The organism is Zymomonas mobilis, assembly GCF_006715975.1.
Classification (GTDB): Bacteria; Pseudomonadota; Alphaproteobacteria; order Sphingomonadales; family Sphingomonadaceae; genus Zymomonas; species Zymomonas mobilis_B.
The window spans coordinates 1,705,001-1,723,912 of sequence record NZ_VFOF01000001.1 but is presented as its reverse complement, the minus strand read 5'-3'; the positions used below and the strand labels follow the sequence as shown (position 1 = coordinate 1,723,912).

Below are 18,912 nucleotides of genomic sequence, written 5' to 3'. Positions count from 1 at the left end.
CATTTCTACCCTATTACTTTCTATTGTTTTTGCGTTTTTACCCCGTATCCCAAACTGTTTTTTCAGTCCGTTTTTTCTGACAACAAGTAAAATCATCGATTTTACGCATTTTCAGTCATCGGGAAGCGCAAAAGCAATATGTCTATCAGTTTCATCAGATCAAGGGGGGCTTACTTTTATTCCAGACCAACGGTCTGTCTTTATGAAGCGACCTCTTTTTCTGAAAGCCAAGATTTTTCTACTCGCGCCAGCGACGATGAGCAAGGCCGCGTGTTCTTTCTAAATATGTATTTTTTATATTAAGACTTATGCAAATTATGAAAAAGTTCACTTTTTATTGTGAAGATTTTATTTATAATAAGGTTATGGTTGTTGCTTTTTATAATTAAATTAAAGTAACAAATTTTAAATAAAATGTTTAATTTATAAATACTTAATGATAATTTTTTGGAATTAAATTCTTTTATATGGTTTATTTTATTTGTTGATCAGATGAAATCGCGAAAGATAAGCATAAAAAGAATCCAGTTATTTCATTTTGATTCCAATTTACTCATAAAATATCGGTCCAATGCCATAAATAAAGAGCAAGCAAACATCATTTGCTTTGAAATACAGACTATAAATTGTGGTATTTTAAAATAAAAGGATATTGCGATATTTAAATAATTTGCGCAGTTGAAATAAACAAACAAAATGGGATTTTTTGAAGGAATAGCCTGACTAGGTGGAAAATGGGGGTCGCGGTAGCTTGAGGAGGAGGGGGGGGAAGTGCTACCGCCACCCGCCCAGTCGAAATAGGGATATTCGCGCATAATAAAAATAGAAAAAAACGAAAATTATCGTTTCCATTTTTGATACGATCAATAGCGAAAAAGAAATGTAGGGTCTTTGGACAGCTTTCCTGTCACAAAAAACAGTCTCTAATCCTTTTGGGAAAAAATGCAAAAAGACCAATTTTTTTGCCGCGATAATCGGAAAATAAAAGAAAATTCTGAAAATTTTAGCGGTTTTTATATGGATTAGGATATTTTATGCTTTTAGAGTTCCAAAGAGATATTCTTTGTTGTTTTTAAACAAAAATCAGTAAGATGATGTCGTTTTGGAAACAATGATTCAATGGGGGGATATATTTTTATGAAACGCCATCTGTCACTTTTTCTTGTGACTACCGCAATTGCTTGGCAAGCACAGGCTATTCCTGCAGGTAATACCGCGCCACAGCCAACCGCAATTACGCAAACAATTCCGGTCGCCGTTGACAAACCTTATGACGGTTTGATCCGTCTTAATGTTGATGCGACAGACACCCAACGGGGCATTGTTCGGGTAATAGAAACGATCCCGGTTCAGTCTGGTGCCCTTACTTTACTCTATCCCGAATGGTTGCCGGGGCATCATAGCCCATCAGGTCCGATCGAAAAACTTGCCGGTTTGATCGTCACAGCCAATAATCAGGTTATTCCATGGCAACGTGATCCGGTTGATGTTTATGCTTTTCATCTGGATATTCCCGCTGGCGTGACAGAAATCACGGCACAATATCAATATCTCGCTCCAACCTCGGAGTCGCAGGGCAGAATTCAGTCCACGCCTGAAATGGTCAATTTACAGTGGAATACGCTGGCATTTTATCCCGCTGGATATTTTACTCGTCAAATCCAGATCCAGCCTACGGTTATCTATCCCACCGGTTGGAAGTCCGCCTCTGCTTTAGAAGTCAGTGGTATGACGCCGGACGGCCAATCGCCTAACGTTATCCAATATAAGGTAACCGATTTCGATACGTTGATCGATTCGCCGGTTATGGCTGGTCGCTATACGCGGACAGAAACGCTTGCTCCTGGCGTGCGTCTTAACCTGATCGCGGATAAGCCCGAAGATATGGTGATGACGGACAAGCAACTGGATGCCCATCGCCAGTTGATTACCCAAGCCGTCAAACTTTATGGCGCTCAACATTATAGCCATTATGATTTCTTGCTGGCCTTATCTGACAAGCTGGGCGGTATCGGATTAGAACATCATCAGTCTTCCGAAGATGGCGAAGGGGCTGACTATTTCTCGAAATGGGACAAATCCGCTGTTGGTCGTGATTTGTTGGCGCATGAATATAACCATAGCTGGGATGGTAAATATCGTCGTCCGGCTGATCTTTGGACACCCGATTATAAAACCCCGATGCGGGATAGCCTGCTTTGGGTCTATGAAGGTCAAACCCAATTCTGGGGTTATGTCTTGGCTGCCCGTTCTGGCCTGTGGCAACAAAAAGATGCGCTCGAAGCTTTGGCTCTGGTGGCTGCAACTTATGACAATCGGGCAGGCCGCCGTTGGCGTCCGGTAGAAGATACCACCAACGATCCGATTATTTCGCAACGCCGTCCGAAAGGCTGGATGAGTTGGCAGCGCTCCGAAGACTATTATAGTGAAGGTCAGTTAATCTGGCTGGATGTTGATAGCCTTTTGCGTCAGCAGACCCATGGTAAACGCTCATTAGACGATTTCGCCAAAGCCTTCTTTGGGATGCGTGATCGTGATTGGGGTGAACTGACCTATACCTCTGATGATGTCATCAAAACCTTGAATGACATTATGCCTTATGACTGGGCATCCTTCTTTAACCAGCGTTTGAACCAGCGTTCCACCCATGCACCTTTGGATTGGATTACGCGCGGCGGTTATAAACTGGTCTACAGCGATGAACCAACCAGCTGGATCAAAGGCGTTGAAAGCGCTCGCCACATGGCTGATCTGTCTTTCTCTTTGGGATTATCAACCTCGGAAAAAGGCAAGGTCTCTTCTGTAATGTGGGATAGCGCCGCCTTTAATGCTGGCTTGACCGTTGGAAGCGAATTGGTCGCGGTCGACGGCCATGCTTTTACGTCTGATCTGCTGAAAACCGCAGTCAAAAATGCCAAGACCTCCAAAACGCCGATCAAGTTGCTGATCAAACAAGGTGATAACTATCGTGATGTCGCTATCCCTTATTATGATGGATTGCGCTATCCGCGTCTCGAAAAAATCGAAAAGACGCATAGCTATCTCGAAGATTTGTTAGCCCCTAAAAACTAATCTTGATCCAAGATGAAAGGCAGTCAGGTTTGCAGGCTGATTAGATACTTGCCTGACTGCTTTTTCAGCCTTATTGACTAAAAGGTGCAAATTTCTTCTCCTCTCCGTCTGGAATTAGACAAATCAGCCCTGATGGCAAACTGGCAGAGTTTGAACCGGATGACGGCTGGAAATTGCGGCGCCGCTATCAAAGCCAATGGCTATGGTCTGGGTGCTGAACGCGTTCGCCATTATCTGGCACAGGCCGGATGCCGCGACTTCTTCGTTGCCAGTTGGGACGAAGCGCGCTTGTTGGATTCCTCTGAAAAAGACTTCTCTCTTTCTGTTCTGCATGGTCTCCGCGAAGAAGACCTTGGTTATGCGCTGACTTCATCAGTCAAACCAGTTTTATGCAGTCCAACCATGATTGCCCGTTGGAAAAGTTACGCGCCAGATCGTCCTTGTGATGTGATGGTCGATACAGGCATGAATCGCCTTGGGCTTTCAATGGAGGAAGCGGGATCAGGCCTTCTTGATGGGCTTCAGATCGAAAATCTATTGAGCCACCTTGCTTGCGCTGACGAAATTGACCATCTTCTCAATCAAATACAGCTTGACCGTTTTCGGATCTTAGCCGCCAGAAAACAGGCTAAAAGATATAGCCTCGCCAATTCTGCCGGTATTTTTCTCGATAAAGCCTATCATTTCGATCTGGCACGTCCCGGCTTGGCACTTTACGGCGGCCTTCCCGTTGAAAAAGCCGAAGGCGTGTTGAAACAAGTCGTTGGTATTTCTGCGCAGGCGATACAGGTAAGGGAAGTCGAAGCCGGTGAAGGTATCGGTTATGGCGTCTGTTTCACTGCGCCCCGAAAAATGCGGATCGCTATTTTACATGTCGGCTATGCCGATGGCTATTGGCGCGCCTTTTTCGAAAAAGGGCAGGCGGTCAAAGACGGTGTTGTCTGTCCTTTGGCAGGTCGGGTTTCAATGGATATGATTACCGTAGCCTTGCCTGATGGGTTGACGGCGGGTGAAGGCGATTGGTTCTCTGTTGATTTTACGTTACCCTCTGCGGCACAACAGACCGGATTATCGCAATATGAATTACTGACAGGCTTGGGACATCGTTACCAATCTGTCTGGCAGACGGTATGATATCGCCACCCAATGACAAACAAATATTACCTGTAAGGAGTGGATCAGCGTTGCTTTTCCCTATTCGGTGCTTGGCCGCTATCGGTCGTTTTTTTATCGCTCTTTTGGCTAGCATCGGCCGGATAACCCGTTTTGGGGCAATGATCCTTTATCGGGGTGCTTTGCCACCTTATTATCCCGGACGCTTCTTTCACGAAGTCTTTGAAATAGGCTGGAATTCGCTTCCGGTTGTGGCCTTGACCGCTGTTTTTACCGGCTCGGCCTTGGCACAACAAGTCTATTCCGCAGCCAGCCGCTTTTCGGCGCAATCCACTGTTCCGGCAGCGGTCGTTATCGGCATGGTGCGTGAATTAGGGCCCGTTTTGGTCGGGTTGATGGTGGTTGGTCGGGTGACTTCGGCTATCGCTGCCGAATTAGGTGCGATGCGGGTCACCGAACAAATCGATGCCATGGAAACATTACATACCGATCCCTATCGCTATCTTTTGGCACCGCGTCTTTATGCTGCAACAATCGCTTTGCCAGTATTGGTCATGTTGGCCAATGTTATTGGTATTTTCGGGGGCTATTTGCTTTCGATCAGCAAATTAGGCTTCAACCCTGAAAACTATCTCAAGGTGACGCGCGAATTTCTGCGGGCAGAAGATGTCCATATGGCTTTGGTAAAAGCTGCCGTCTTCGGTTTTCTTATGGCCTTGCTGGGTTGCTATAACGGATTTTTTGCTAGCGGTGGTGCCGCTGGTGTCGGTCGTTCTACGACGCGTGCCGTTGTCAGCGCGTTTATCATGATCCTGTTTTCGAACCTGATGATTACTATGTTCTTTTTCGGATAAAGATTTTTATGCCTCAAACACATCCCCTCATCCGGATTCGCGGGTTGAAAAAATCTTTCGGAGACCATGCTGTTTTACAAGGCGTTGATCTCGATATCGAAGCCGGTCAGTCTGTTGTGATTATCGGCCAGTCCGGCGGCGGCAAATCCGTTTTGCTTAAAACCATCTTGGGACTGATTGAACCCGATGCCGGCTCTATCGAAATCGAAGGGCAGGATATTGAAAAAATGTCCCAAGCCCAGCTGGCCAATATTCGCGATCATATCGGTATGCTGTTCCAAGGTGGGGCGTTATTCGATTCCTTGCCTGTTTGGCGCAATATCACTTTTGCCATCACACAAGGCCATTTGCGGGATACCGCAAAAATGCAAAAATTAGCTAGCGAATATCTGGCTCGGGTCGGGCTAGATGACCGTATTCTTAATCTTCGTTCCGGCGAGCTGTCGGGCGGTATGCAAAAACGGGTGGCTATTGCGCGGGCAATCGCTGCCAAACCAGAAATCTTGCTTTTTGATGAGCCGACCGCAGGGCTAGATCCCATTCGTTCCGATGTTATTGATGACCTGACGCTTAGTCTGGTGCGCGATAATGGGATGACTGCAATCACCATTACCCATGATATGGCTTCAGTCTGCAAAATCGCTGATAAAATTGCCTTTTTACATCAAGGGCAGATCATCTGGATCGGCAATACCCATGATCTTCGGACAACCGATAATCCCTATGTCCGGCAGTTCTTCGACCGTAAAGCCGAAGGGCCTTTGCATTGATAAGACCAATGCTAAATAGTCAAAAATGCTTGTAAGATGTTAGATCGAAAAAATAATATAATAACAGACATTATTATAAATAATTGAATACTTCGAACTAAAAATTTTATTAAAAATGAAAATTGTATTTTTTACAGTCAATTGAATCTGATCCAGATACAATTTTTGCACAAAAAACGAAGCCGCTATTCTGGAATAGCAGCTAGATATTAAGGTTGAATCTTATTCAATTATATATCCATAAAAGTGAAAATCGATAGTTATTCTCTTCATTTCTTACCCAACATCCGTTTTAAATAATGGCCGGTATAACTGCCTTCGGTCTCTGCTACCTTTTCCGGCGTTCCTGCTGCTACAATCTGGCCACCACCGGTGCCACCTTCTGGACCCAAATCAATAAGCCAATCTGCTGTTTTGATTACATCCAAATTATGCTCAATCACGACAATGCTATTGCCCTGATCAACCAGCGCATTCAGCACTTCCAGCAATTTTCGCACATCTTCAAAATGCAAACCCGTTGTTGGTTCATCTAAAATATAAAGGGTGCGACCCGTTGCCCGCTTGGATAACTCTTTTGCCAATTTAACCCGTTGGGCTTCACCGCCGGAAAGGGTCGTCGCCTGTTGGCCGACCTTGATATATCCCAAACCGACACGGGACAGCATCGCCATCTTGTCACGAATAGGCGGCACAGCATCGAAAAACTCAGCAGCCTGATCGACGGTCATATCAAGGACATCTGCAATAGATTTGCCCTTGAATTTAACTTCCTGCGTTTCCCGATTATACCGCGCCCCATTACAAACATCACAAGTGACATAGACATCCGGCAAGAAATGCATCTCGATCTTTTTGACACCATCTCCCTGACAGGCCTCACACCGTCCGCCTTTGACATTGAAGCTGAAACGACCGGCTTTATAACCGCGCGCCTGCGCTTCGGGTAAACGGGCAAACCATTCACGAATAGCGGTAAACGCCCCCGTATAGGTCGCCGGATTAGAACGCGGCGTGCGACCGATCGGCGATTGATCGATATCAATCACCTTATCAAGATGCTCTAATCCCGAAATGGATTTATAGTCACCGCTCAGCAACCGCGCGCCATTTAATTCTCTTGCCGCCGCCGTATAGAGCGTATCCAAAATAAGGCTGGATTTACCGGAACCGGAAACCCCCGTGACACAGGTAAAGGTGCCCAAAGGCACTGATGCCGTCACATTTTGAAGGTTATTGGCTGTCGCGCCTTTAATCGTCAGCTTTTTGCCATTACCTTTTCGCCTCTTTTCAGGAATTTCGATTTCTCGCCGACCTGAAAGATAGGCACCCGTCAAACTCTCGGGGCAATCAATGATATCTTGTGGCGAACCAACGGCAATAATTTCTCCGCCCATGGCACCCGCACCGGGGCCCATATCGACGACGAAATCGGCGAGCCGAATGGCATCTTCATCATGCTCGACCACCAGAACCGAATTGCCTAAATCGCGCAGCCTTTTTAGTGTTTCCAGCAAGCGGTCATTATCGCGTTGATGCAAACCAATCGAAGGCTCATCCAAAACATAAAGAACACCAGACAGGCCAGAACCAATCTGACTGGCAAGCCGGATACGCTGGCTTTCGCCACCTGACAGCGTGCCGGAAGAACGGTCAAGACTCAAATAATCCAGCCCGACATTATCAAGGAAACCCAGCCTCTCGATGATTTCTTTTAAAATCCGCTCGGCAATTTGATTTTGGGCAGGCGTCAATTTCTCAGGCAATTGCTTGAAAAATTCCAAAGCCGGTTTAACGGTCATCTTGGTCACATCATAAATATTATGATGATCGATCAATACTGCCAAAGCCTCCGGCTTCAATCTAGCACCATGACAGACTTCACAAGGTGCCGCCGATTGATACCGTCCGATATCTTCTCGAATGCTTTCGCTATCCGTCGTTAACAACCGTCTTTCCAGATTGTGGATAACGCCTTCAAAAGCTTTCTCGACCTCGTAAACCTGATTTCCTTCTGTAAAGCGAAGGGGAATAATCTCACCCTCGCTACCAAAAAGGATAACCTGCTGAATTTTTTCGGGTAATTTATTCCATGCGGTATCCAATGAAAAATCGTAATGCCGCGCCAAACTAGACAAAATTTGCATATAATAAGGGCTAGGCGGCGTGCTTCTTGCCCAAGGCATCAATGCCCCTTTCTTCAAAGAAAGAGACTCATTCGGCACAATCAAACGGACATCAAAATACGGTTTTTCTCCCAACCCGTCACAGGCAGGGCAGGCACCTTGCGGCGCATTGAATGAAAATAAACGCGGCTCAATTTCTGGAATGGTAAAACCGGATACCGGACAAGAAAAATGCTCGGAAAAAAGTAAGGGTTTAAAACTGCCTTCGTCGGCGGGCTCTATAACGGCGATCCCATCTGCCAATTTCAAGGCCGTTTCCAGTGATTGCGCCAATCGCGTTTCGATGCCTTCTCTAACAACCAAACGATCGACAACGACATCAATATTATGTTTGCGCTTTTTGTCGATTTTCGGAGCATCTTCGATCAGGTGATATTCACCATCAATCCGCAACCGCGAAAAGCCCGCTTTCTGCCATTCCGCAATTTCTTTTCGATATTCGCCTTTTCTGCCGCGAACGACTGGTGCCAATAAATGAAGACGACTGCCTTCTGGCAAAGCTATAACCCGATCAACCATCTGGCTCACGGTCTGCGCCGTAATCGGAAGCCCTGTTGCCGGAGAATAAGGAATCCCAACCCGCGCCCATAACAGCCGCATATAGTCGTAAATTTCAGTCACGGTGGCGACCGTCGAACGCGGATTTTTGCTGGTTGTTTTCTGCTCGATAGAAATCGCGGGGGATAAACCCTCAATATGATCGACATCAGGCTTTTGCATCATTTCCAGAAATTGGCGCGCATAAGCCGATAAAGATTCGACATAACGCCGCTGTCCTTCGGCATAAATAGTATCAAAAGCCAGACTGGATTTTCCAGACCCCGACAAGCCCGTCATGACGACAAGTTTATTGCGCGGAATATCGATCGAAACATCTTTGAGATTATGTTCGCGGGCGCCGCGAATAGAAATAGTCGAAAGCATAACAGGCAATGATCCTATCGTTCAGAAAATGGGGTCTGGTGATGAAGCAATGTCAATCAAAAGCGAAAAAAAGAGATGGATATTCTTCTTTTGTTCTACAAGGGGATTCCGCAATCAAAAATTATTATCCGCTAAAATATCTGGAAAGCGGCGCAAAATAATTATCGTCGCGTTATCGGGCATAATCATCATAGCGATAGGTATTTTGCCAGCGGTTCGACGGATATAAAAGCTGCTTATCCAGATGATTATAGCTGTGGTTATATCGGAATGGGTTATGGTTATAAGGATTATAACGCCGGTTATAACCTATCGATCCATATTGCGGCGCATAACCTGACCAACCATAATTATGGATATAGCCGGATTGGTTATATCCCCTCAAATAACCGGATGAACGCCCGCTACGAATATAACCCGACCGGCCATAATGATGAGTATGGGGATAGGCCATGGCCGAAATTGGAATAACAAGGGCAACAAAACCTGAAATGCCTGCAAGGCAAAGCTTTTTCAGCACGATTTTTCTTCTTTGGATATATTGCGGCGGCATAGCTGCCATGAAGCGCTGCTCCACAGCAGCCATTATTCTGATAAATCAGGCCGGATCGGAATTATGCTGAATATAGCGATCAACACCCATCAACTCGATCAGATTGAGCTGGGTATTCAAGAAATCGATATGAGCTTCTTCAGCCAGTAAAATCTTAACAAACAGATCGCGCGAAACAAAATCCTGCGTTGATTCAGCGTAGATAATCGCTTCTTTCAAATCGCTGACAGCCTTTTTTTCCAAACGCAGATCGGTTTTCAAAACCGCTGGGACATCTTCGCTGGCCGTGATCGGTTCATAGCGTTGCAGATTGGGTAGCCCGCCCAGATAAAAAATCCGCGCAATCAAAGCATCGGCATGGGTTCTTTCTTCAATAGATTCTTCGGCCTCTTTTCTGGCAAGGACGGAAACGCCCCAATGCTCCAGACTGCGGGCATGGAGAAAATATTGATTGATGACAGTCAATTCATTGGTAAGCTGACGGTTAAGGTGGTCGATTATTTTGGGATCTGCGCTCATTGTTCAGTGCCTTTCGCTAGCAAGCCCTAATCAGGCCGACATTATAATCTTATTATAAAAAAATTACTTTCCCAATATTATTATCACATAATTATATCGGAACGGGGCATTACTGTGTTTATATCCGGCCTTTCTCTTACTGATTTCCGGTCACACAAAAAGACACAACTACAGGCGGATGCAGGTTTGGTAATCCTGACCGGTGAAAATGGTGTCGGTAAAACAAACATTCTGGAAGCGATTTCGTTGCTTTCACCGGGGCGGGGATTTCGAGGAAGTCAGCTCTCTGACCTTATTCGAAGGGAAGGAGAGGGTGGTTTTGCAATTTCTGCCAAGCTTCATCCACTTGCGGTTTCCGGCGTGGTCGATCCGGTCACTATTGGTATTGGTCTAACGCCAAAAGCCTCCTCTCGTCAGGTGCGGGTCAATGGTGTCGCGACCTCCGCCAATTCTTTATCGGAATGGCTGGCGATATTATGGCTAACCCCCGCAATGGACAGGCTTTTTCTAGAAGGTGCTTCTGTTCGCCGCCGCTTTCTTGATCGTTTGACTCTGACGATTTTTCCGTCTCATGCGCGGCATTATACCCGCTACGAAGCAGCTATGCGGCAACGCAACAAATTACTCGCCGAAGAAAAAGGCTATGATCCCCTTTGGTTGGACGGTTTGGAACAAATGATGGCAGAACAAGCTGCCAATATTATTTTTTTTCGGCAACAGCTTGTCCAGCAGTTATCGGAACAAATTAACCAACAAGAAGACAGCCCATTCGCCAAGGCGGACCTCTTTTTGGATGACGGCATTGAAATAACCGAACCACTCGGCGGCGCTTCTGCTGATCAACAACCCGATATCATGCCTTATTTACAAAATATTTGGCAAAAAAGTCGGTCGCGTGATGCTGCTATCGGTCGTACATTACAGGGGCCTCATCGGGCTGACTTAAAGGTCGCTCATCATGCGAAATCAATGCCTGCCGATCAAACTTCAACCGGCGAGCAAAAAGCTTTGCTATTGGGGCTTATTTTGGCGCAGGTGAATTTAATAACCGAGAAAAACGGACAACCGCCGGTTCTCCTTCTGGACGAAGTCGCCGCCCATCTCGATCCCTCCCGTCGAGAAATCCTATTCGAAATTCTGCGATCAAAAGGAGGGCAAGTCTGGATGAGCGGTACCGAATCGTCTCTCTTTGACAAAGCGGGCAGTTCGGCCTGTCGTTTCCACCTCGATAAAGAGCAGATATTGACCGACTTTTGACCACCTATAAAATCTATCTGTTATCCGAAAGCGCTAGGCTTTTTACCTAGCTTGGAAATAATAGAATAATTCCTTTAAAATCAGTCGGCTTTTGCTTGGGTTATCCGTCACAGCCCGTTATAAGTAAAAGTTATGGCAACATCAAAACAGCATGACGATTATGATGCAGGATCTATCAAGGTTCTGCGAGGACTAGATGCCGTTCGCAAACGGCCAGGTATGTATATTGGTGATACGGACGACGGATCTGGTCTGCACCACATGGTGTTCGAAGTATCCGATAACGCTATCGACGAAGCCTTAGCCGGTTATTGCGATCTGGTTCAAATCGCAATTTATGACGATGGTTCGGTTTCGGTCGAAGATAATGGTCGTGGTATCCCTACCGGTATCCATCCCGAAGAAGGTGTTTCGGCGGCTGAAGTCATCATGACCCAGCTTCATGCCGGTGGTAAATTCGACAATAACGCCAACAGCAATGCCTATAAGGTCTCCGGCGGTCTGCATGGGGTCGGCGTTTCCGTTGTGAACGCGCTCAGCAATTATCTGGAACTGACCGTTTGGCGCGATGGCTACGAACATCGGATGCGTTTCGAACATGGCGTTGCCGTTGAACCGTTACAGGTTGTCGGGCCTTCCGATAAACGAGGCACCCGTGTGCGCTTCCTGCCTTCAGAAGCCACCTTCAAAATTACCGAATTCAATTTTGAAAAGCTGGAACACCGTTATCGTGAACTAGCCTTCTTGAATTCCGGTGTCCGGTTACAACTGACCGATAAACGCCCCGATCCCGAAAAAACGGTCGAATTATATTATGAAGGCGGTATCGCAGCTTTCGTAAAATGGCTTGATCGCGCTAAAACCGCTCTTATTCCTGAACCAGTCGCTATTCATGGTGACCGTGATGATGTGGTAATTGATGTCGCTCTCGAATGGAACGACAGCTATTATGAACAGGTTCTTTGCTTTACCAATAATATTCCCCAACGGGATGGTGGAACGCATCTTGCTGCTTTCCGAGCTGCTTTGACGCGGACATTAAACAATTACGCCGATAAATCTGGCTTATTGAAAAAAGAAAAAGTTCAGCTCACCGGCGATGATATGCGCGAAGGGCTGACGGCTATTATTTCGGTAAAGCTTCCTGATCCGAAATTCTCCAGCCAGACCAAAGATAAACTGGTTTCTTCCGAAGTCCGTCAACCGCTTGAAAGCCTGATGGCTGATAAAATGGCGGAATGGCTCGAAGAAAATCCGGCGCATGCCAAGGTGATTATCCAAAAAATCATCGACGCGGCGGCCGCTCGTGAAGCCGCCAAACGCGCCCGTGAATTAACGCGTCGTAAAGGCGTTATGGATATCGCTTCATTGCCGGGTAAATTGGCCGATTGTCAGGAACGCGATCCAACCAAATCAGAAATCTTCATCGTTGAAGGGGATTCCGCAGGCGGCTCCGCCAAACAAGGCCGTAACCGCCATAATCAGGCGATTTTACCGTTAAAAGGTAAAATCCTGAATACCGAGCGCTCACGCCTTGACCGGATGCTTTCTTCAAAAGAAGTCGGCACGCTTATTCAGGCTTTAGGCACGGGTATCCGCGACGAATTCAAAATTGAAAAGCTGCGCTACCACAAAATCGTCATTATGACCGATGCTGATGTCGATGGTGCGCATATCAGAACGCTGCTTTTGACGTTCTTCTATCGTCATATGCCTGCGATCATTGAAAACGGCCATCTTTACATTGCTCAGCCGCCTTTGTTCAAAGTCGCCAAAAACCGTTCAGAAGTTTATCTCAAGGACGAAGCCGCCCTTGATGGCTATCTGATGGAAGGCGGCGTTGCCAGCATGATGCTGCACACCGCACAGGGTGACCGTTCAGGCAATGATCTTCATCAAATGGTCGAACATGCACGCCGCATGCGTCTTTTGATGAGCTATGTGCCGAAACGCTATAATCCGGAACTGATTGAAACGGCAGCTTTGTCGGGTGCGTTCAGCCCTGAAATTGCTGACGATAATCGGATCGATGCCATGAAACGCGTTGCGGATATCATGGATCGTTCAGATTCCGAAAGAGATGCCCATTGGTCAGTGGACGCGATCTCGGAAGGCTTCTTGTTCCGCCGTGTCTGGCGTGGCGTTACAGATGCCCATACATTGGATCTGAATTTCATCCATTCTTCAGAAGCGGCAAAGCTTAACCATCTCGTTTCCGAACAGGCTGACAGCTATATGTCAGATACTCCGGCGCGTTTGGTCGCTTTGGCAGCGCAGATGGATGAAGAGGCCGGACAATATATCTATCGTCCTTCTCAGCTTTTCGAAGCCATTCTGGCTGTTGGTAGCAAGGGCTTGTCAATTTCCCGTTATAAAGGTTTGGGTGAAATGAATCCCGAACAGTTATGGGAAACCACATTAGACCCCGCCAACCGTTCTATGTTGAAGGTCGAAGTCGAACAGGCGGATGTCGCTGATGAGATTTTCTCACGGTTAATGGGTGATGTGGTCGAACCGCGTCGCGACTTTATCCAGCAGAATGCTCTGTCGGTTGCTAATCTAGACGTTTAAAAGCCGTTTAAATCTGCTTTAATAAAAGCCGGCCTGAATTTTTCGGGTCGGCTTTTTTTGAGCCTTACTTGTATTCAATATAAGAAATGTTCCTTGGTTACCTGCGATTTGGTTATCCAAAGCGATCATGCTGAATAACCATTCTGTATCTTGGTTAGTCGCTACAAGAAATCTTCAACCAAAGTCTTTCGATCCATTTTTCTTTTGGATGAGTTGACCTTTGAAATCTTCCTTATGCGAAGAATATATATAGAAGCCCCAAAATTATGGCCTATTTTGCGCTTTTAAACGATCGTCGTCCCAACGGGGATAATTCTTCCGCATCGCTGTCTGGCTCTTACCGTTTTTTAAATTTTCTCAATTTTTTGATAAAATATCGAGTTTTTATGATTGGATTTTAAATATTTAGATTTGTTCATTTAGACAATATTGTAAAATATTGTTATATATATTTAATTTTCAATCTATTATGATGGGTGACATAGTAAACATTGCACCTTGATTTTCGTTATATCCCAATTAATAAAAATAATATTATATAGTATATTTTGATAATTATTTTCGTAACAAAAATATGGATGACAATAATGAAATTGTATTTAGCCGCCTTGAGCATTATACCAGCACTATTTACAATATCATGTAATACAGATCCAAAGTTACCTACAGAATCAAACTTTAAAAAAGCAGTTAATCAATATTATCAAAAACATTGTATTCCGCTAAGTGTTAGAGAATTCCGTAATACAAGTTTTCCAATATCACTAGAATTAAAAGACAGTGATATTCCAAAATTACAATCTTTAGTGTCAGTTGGGCTCTTATCTGTGAGTGATACTATGGGTAAGGGGGACTACATTGATTTATTTGATAAAAAATTGATTCCCAAAAAAACATTTTCTCTAACGGAAAAAGGGAAAAAATTCTTAGACAAGGACACAATATTTTGTGCTGGGCATCTTAAAGTAGACACCATTGAAAATTTCACAGAGCCTGCCTCTTCTCCTTTTGGGGGCGTTAAATTTTCAGGCGTTATCTTTACAACCTCCCCTGAAGATTTACCTGATTGGGCTCAAAACAACGAATTACAGACCCAGTGGCCAGAATTGAAAAACCTATTGGAAAAACATAGAAAAGGGCAATTAGCTTTCATCCAGACCAATAAAGGCTGGATTGAAGAACATGACTTGAGAGAATAGATAATATTGTTGATTGGGGATTACTTTGCGGAAAAAATTAAGATTACTCGTTAGTAATCCCCAAAAAAATCAGGGTGATCTGGAGAGAATACTTGCTGCCTGATCCGATGCTCCGCTGTTTTGCTCCAGTAACGGATGCCCATACCCGTTTACTGATCCTAGGAAGCCTTCCGGGGGGCGCCTCACTCGAAAAAGCGCAATATTACGGACATCCCCGCAATCAATTCTGGCGGCTGATCGGTGATATTATAGGGGAAGATATAGAGGCTGCTGCCTATCCTGAACGGTTGGCGACGCTTTTACGCAAACATATAGGTCTCTGGGATGTTATCGGAACCGCCAAAAGGCAAGGCAGCCTTGATAGTAACATCCGAGATGTCAGCCCCAATCCCCTAGGCAATTTGATAGATAATCTGCCTCATCTAAAGGCCATTGCCTTTAATGGTCAAAAAGCCGGCCAATTAGGCATCAAAGAACTACAGAAAATAGCAGCAGACCTACCTTACATTATCCTGCCTTCCAGCAGTCCGGCGCATGCTGTCCCTTATGCCGTGAAGCGAGACGCTTGGATAACGCTCCAGAAATTTATCCTAGAATAACACTCTAAATATAAGGAAGCAGTGCCTTTGGGGATAAAGACACTGCTTTCAATGAATGTTTTATTCAGAAATACATTCCAGAAACGTTACATCCAGCCCTTCGCTGACCGGCTGCAAATCTTTCACTAACTTCTGGAAATGCGGCGTGCCACCATGGATGCCAATCGCGGCATTATTTGCCCAACGTTCGATGAAAACAAAATGGCCTTTCCGCTGAAGGTCTTTATGCACATCATATTTGATGTTGCCTTCTTCGGCACGGGCAGGCGGTACAGCCGCTTTGATGAGTTTCTCAACTTCGTCTTCATGACCGGCTTTCGCCTGAACAGAGGCGACAATATCAATAGCAGTAGACATTTTATTTTCCTTCAAGATGGAACCCGAGGGGTGGTTCTCGGGATAAATATAGCGGCGTGGGCGTAGAAATCAGCATTGAAAGGCTGTTTTTTTGGCTTTTCTTGAATGGTTATGGAGAAGGGGAGGGGGAAGCGAAGAAAGTTTCACGAGATTTGATGTGAGGACTCCGTTGATTTGGTTCTATTTTCGTCAAAAAAGTTGTTTAAAAACAGGTAGTTATAAGAAAGTTGACAGAAATGTGAATTTTTTGCTTGCAAGGGTAGCGTGAAATGCATAGAAGGCCTTCACACCGACGGGGCGGCCCACTAAACGGGTTGCTTACCGAGGGGAAAATCTTCGAGAATTTGAAGGAATTCAAACTTCTTGGTTGACTAGAGTTAGTCAAGGGGTTAAGAAGGTTTTTCGCTATTTGACATTGTGAGTAAGAATGAAGGGACATGTGGACGGCGGAGCTGTTCGGTTTGTCTGGCTAACTTTAGGGTTAGTTAGAGTTTACGGATAGCACCTAGGTCGTTCATATGTCTAGATTGTAGATATTAAATTATCTGCAGTTTGTGCAAGAACGCCTTAGTCAAAAAGCTCAAGGCTGTTTGATTGCTGGTTTAGGCTGGTGATTAGATGGTAAGAAGTGAACTTGAGAGTTTGATTCTGGCTCAGAACGAACGCTGGCGGCATGCTTAACACATGCAAGTCGAACGAAGGCTTCGGCCTTAGTGGCGCACGGGTGCGTAACGCGTGGGAATTTGCCTTCAGGTACGGAATAACTAGGGGAAACTCGAGCTAATACCGTATGATATCGAGAGATCAAAGATTTATCGCCTGAAGATAAGCCCGCGTTGGATTAGCTAGTTGGTAGGGTAAAGGCCTACCAAGGCGACGATCCATAGCTGGTCTGAGAGGATGATCAGCCACACTGGGACTGAGACACGGCCCAGACTCCTACGGGAGGCAGCAGTGGGGAATATTGGACAATGGGGGAAACCCTGATCCAGCAATGCCGCGTGAGTGAAGAAGGCCTTAGGGTTGTAAAGCTCTTTTACCCGGGATGATAATGACAGTACCGGGAGAATAAGCTCCGGCTAACTCCGTGCCAGCAGCCGCGGTAATACGGAGGGAGCTAGCGTTGTTCGGAATTACTGGGCGTAAAGCGTACGTAGGCGGTTTGATAAGTCAGGGGTGAAAGCCCAGAGCTCAACTCTGGAACTGCCTTTGAGACTGTCAGACTAGAACATAGAAGAGGTAAGTGGAATTCCGAGTGTAGAGGTGAAATTCGTAGATATTCGGAAGAACACCAGTGGCGAAGGCGACTTACTGGTCTATAGTTGACGCTGAGGTACGAAAGCGTGGGTAGCAAACAGGATTAGATACCCTGGTAGTCCACGCCGTAAACGATGATAACTAGCTGTCCGGGTACATGGTATCTGGGTGGCGGAGCTAACGCATTAAGTTATCCGCCTGGGGAGTACGGTCGCAAGATTAAAACTCAAAGAAATTGACGGGGGCCTGCACAAGCGGTGGAGCATGTGGTTTAATTCGAAGCAACGCGCAGAACCTTACCAGCGTTTGACATCCTAATCGCGGGAGATGGAGACATTTCCCTTCAGTCCGGCTGGATTAGAGACAGGTGCTGCATGGCTGTCGTCAGCTCGTGTCGTGAGATGTTGGGTTAAGTCCCGCAACGAGCGCAACCCTCACCTCTAGTTGCCATCATTAAGTTGGGCACTTTAGAGGAACTGCCGGTGATAAGCCGGAGGAAGGTGGGGATGACGTCAAGTCCTCATGGCCCTTACGCGCTGGGCTACACACGTGCTACAATGGCGGTGACAGAGGGCCGCAAGCCTGCAAAGGTTAGCTAATCTCAAAAAGCCGTCTCAGTTCGGATTGTTCTCTGCAACTCGAGAGCATGAAGGCGGAATCGCTAGTAATCGCGGATCAGCATGCCGCGGTGAATACGTTCCCAGGCCTTGTACACACCGCCCGTCACACCATGGGAGTTGGATTCACCCGAAGGCGCTGCGCTAACCCGTAAGGGAGGCAGGCGACCACGGTGGGTTTAGCGACTGGGGTGAAGTCGTAACAAGGTAGCCGTAGGGGAACCTGCGGCTGGATCACCTCCTTTCTAAGGATAGTCGAACATATCTTTTAGATAGTTTGACTGTACATAGAACATACAAAAATTCCGCCGTCCTCATGTCCCTTCATCTTGGAAAAAGCCTGTTGAGCATATAATATGCTTAATGGTGGTAAAGTTAGCCTATGTGCTATTGCCAATGGGCCGGTAGCTCAGGTGGTTAGAGCGCACGCCTGATAAGCGTGAGGTCGGAGGTTCAACTCCTCCCCGGCCCACCATGGTTCAGGTAGGGAATTTCAAAGGGGCCTTAGCTCAGTTGGGAGAGCGCTAGCTTTGCAAGCTTGAGGTCATCGGTTCGATCCCGATAGGCTCCACCAGAAATTTTCTGGCTGTTTTCCGAAAAAAGATGAAGAGAAAATGAATCCTTCTGATGATATCAGAAGGCTAGGGAATTCATTCCCGAATGTTATTTGAAATTGTGAATGGAATTATTGAAAATCGATGCCGCGACTTCGGTTTTCGGATGGTCACTTCTGTGACTGTTTGAGAGACGAAAGTTGCATAAAGTAAAGATATTCAATTGATGCTGAGATTTAACAAAAAGCATCATCGGTGGAAGAAGCAATTCTGATATTGATGGTGGAAGTTCTCAAGCGTGAGGTAAGAGCATTTGGTGGATGCCTTGGCATACACAGGCGATGAAGGACGTGGCACGCTGCGATAAGCTACGGCGAGATGTGAGCAATCTTTGACCCGTAGATTTCCGAATGGGGAAACCCACCCTCACCATTTAATTTCGATACTGCTTAGGCAGTGGCGGAGTTAGGTGGGAAGGGTATTACTGAAGTGAATACATAGCTTTGGTGA

General features: G+C 46.0%; 12 protein-coding genes, 2 tRNA genes and 2 rRNA genes (1 of these 16 running past the window's edge). 12 read left to right on the top strand and 4 right to left on the bottom strand.

Annotation, left to right across the window (positions count from 1 at the left end; translation table 11 throughout):
- Positions 1-1,137: 1,137 nt before the first annotated feature.
- The 4 genes from FBY58_RS07510 (at position 1,138) to FBY58_RS07495 (ending at position 5,809) form a co-directional block, all read left to right on the top strand.
- Positions 1,138-3,072, top strand: coding sequence for a M61 family metallopeptidase (locus FBY58_RS07510; RefSeq protein WP_141920355.1), 1,935 nt, complete (start codon positions 1,138-1,140; stop codon positions 3,070-3,072).
- Positions 3,073-3,156: 84 nt separating this feature from the next.
- The gene (alr, locus tag FBY58_RS07505; RefSeq protein ID WP_141920354.1) at positions 3,157-4,206 is read left to right on the top strand and encodes an alanine racemase; all 1,050 of its coding nucleotides are present in this window, start codon (positions 3,157-3,159) and stop codon (positions 4,204-4,206) included.
- A gap of 50 nt (positions 4,207-4,256) precedes the next feature.
- Positions 4,257-5,039, top strand: a complete 783-nt coding sequence (locus FBY58_RS07500) for an ABC transporter permease (protein WP_185738184.1) — start codon at positions 4,257-4,259, stop codon at positions 5,037-5,039.
- Between the two features lie 8 nt (positions 5,040-5,047).
- Positions 5,048-5,809 carry an ABC transporter ATP-binding protein gene (locus FBY58_RS07495; RefSeq protein ID WP_141920352.1) on the top strand — a complete coding sequence of 254 codons (762 nt, stop codon included), beginning with the start codon at positions 5,048-5,050 and terminating at the stop codon, positions 5,807-5,809.
- A 269-nt stretch (positions 5,810-6,078) separates the two neighbouring features.
- On the opposite strand, the gene uvrA is transcribed toward FBY58_RS07495, so the two are convergent.
- The 3 genes from uvrA to bfr all read right to left on the bottom strand — a co-directional run bounded on the left by uvrA (position 6,079) and on the right by bfr (position 9,991).
- A complete protein-coding gene (gene uvrA / locus FBY58_RS07490; protein WP_141920351.1) occupies positions 6,079-8,919 on the bottom strand; it encodes an excinuclease ABC subunit UvrA in 2,841 nt (946 codons plus the stop codon).
- 172 nt (positions 8,920-9,091) lie between these two features.
- Entirely contained in the window at positions 9,092-9,505 is a 414-nt protein-coding gene (locus tag FBY58_RS07485) for a hypothetical protein (RefSeq protein ID WP_260432148.1), read from the bottom strand.
- A gap of 12 nt (positions 9,506-9,517) precedes the next feature.
- Positions 9,518-9,991 (bottom strand): bacterioferritin, encoded by a 474-nt coding sequence (gene bfr, locus FBY58_RS07480; RefSeq protein WP_141920350.1) that lies wholly within the window; start codon positions 9,989-9,991, stop codon positions 9,518-9,520.
- Between the two features lie 114 nt (positions 9,992-10,105).
- Between bfr and recF the strand changes: the two genes are divergently transcribed.
- The 4 genes from recF to FBY58_RS07460 all read left to right on the top strand — a co-directional run bounded on the left by recF (position 10,106) and on the right by FBY58_RS07460 (position 15,617).
- Positions 10,106-11,248, top strand: coding sequence for a DNA replication/repair protein RecF (recF, locus tag FBY58_RS07475; protein ID WP_141920349.1), 1,143 nt, complete (start codon positions 10,106-10,108; stop codon positions 11,246-11,248).
- Positions 11,249-11,380: 132 nt separating this feature from the next.
- Positions 11,381-13,819: a DNA topoisomerase (ATP-hydrolyzing) subunit B gene (gyrB, locus tag FBY58_RS07470; protein WP_141920348.1), complete on the top strand. Its 2,439-nt coding sequence runs from the start codon at positions 11,381-11,383 to the stop codon at positions 13,817-13,819.
- A gap of 587 nt (positions 13,820-14,406) precedes the next feature.
- Complete coding sequence (locus FBY58_RS07465; protein WP_141920347.1) at positions 14,407-15,018, top strand: hypothetical protein; 612 nt, start codon at positions 14,407-14,409, stop codon at positions 15,016-15,018.
- Between the two features lie 107 nt (positions 15,019-15,125).
- The gene (locus FBY58_RS07460) at positions 15,126-15,617 is read left to right on the top strand and encodes a DNA-deoxyinosine glycosylase (RefSeq protein WP_141920657.1); all 492 of its coding nucleotides are present in this window, start codon (positions 15,126-15,128) and stop codon (positions 15,615-15,617) included.
- 60 nt (positions 15,618-15,677) lie between these two features.
- On the opposite strand, the gene FBY58_RS07455 is transcribed toward FBY58_RS07460, so the two are convergent.
- Positions 15,678-15,974 (bottom strand): putative quinol monooxygenase, encoded by a 297-nt coding sequence (locus FBY58_RS07455; RefSeq protein ID WP_141920346.1) that lies wholly within the window; start codon positions 15,972-15,974, stop codon positions 15,678-15,680.
- A gap of 630 nt (positions 15,975-16,604) precedes the next feature.
- Here FBY58_RS07455 and FBY58_RS07450 point away from each other — a divergent pair.
- The 4 genes from FBY58_RS07450 to FBY58_RS07435 form a co-directional block, all read left to right on the top strand.
- Positions 16,605-18,093, top strand: a 16S ribosomal RNA gene (locus FBY58_RS07450).
- A gap of 153 nt (positions 18,094-18,246) precedes the next feature.
- Positions 18,247-18,323, top strand: a tRNA-Ile gene (locus FBY58_RS07445).
- 23 nt (positions 18,324-18,346) lie between these two features.
- A tRNA-Ala gene (locus FBY58_RS07440) sits at positions 18,347-18,422 on the top strand.
- A 274-nt stretch (positions 18,423-18,696) separates the two neighbouring features.
- Positions 18,697-18,912 (top strand): 23S ribosomal RNA (locus FBY58_RS07435) (it continues 2,575 nt past the right edge of the window).
- The 16S and 23S rRNA genes sit together here with 2 tRNA genes alongside, the layout of an rRNA operon.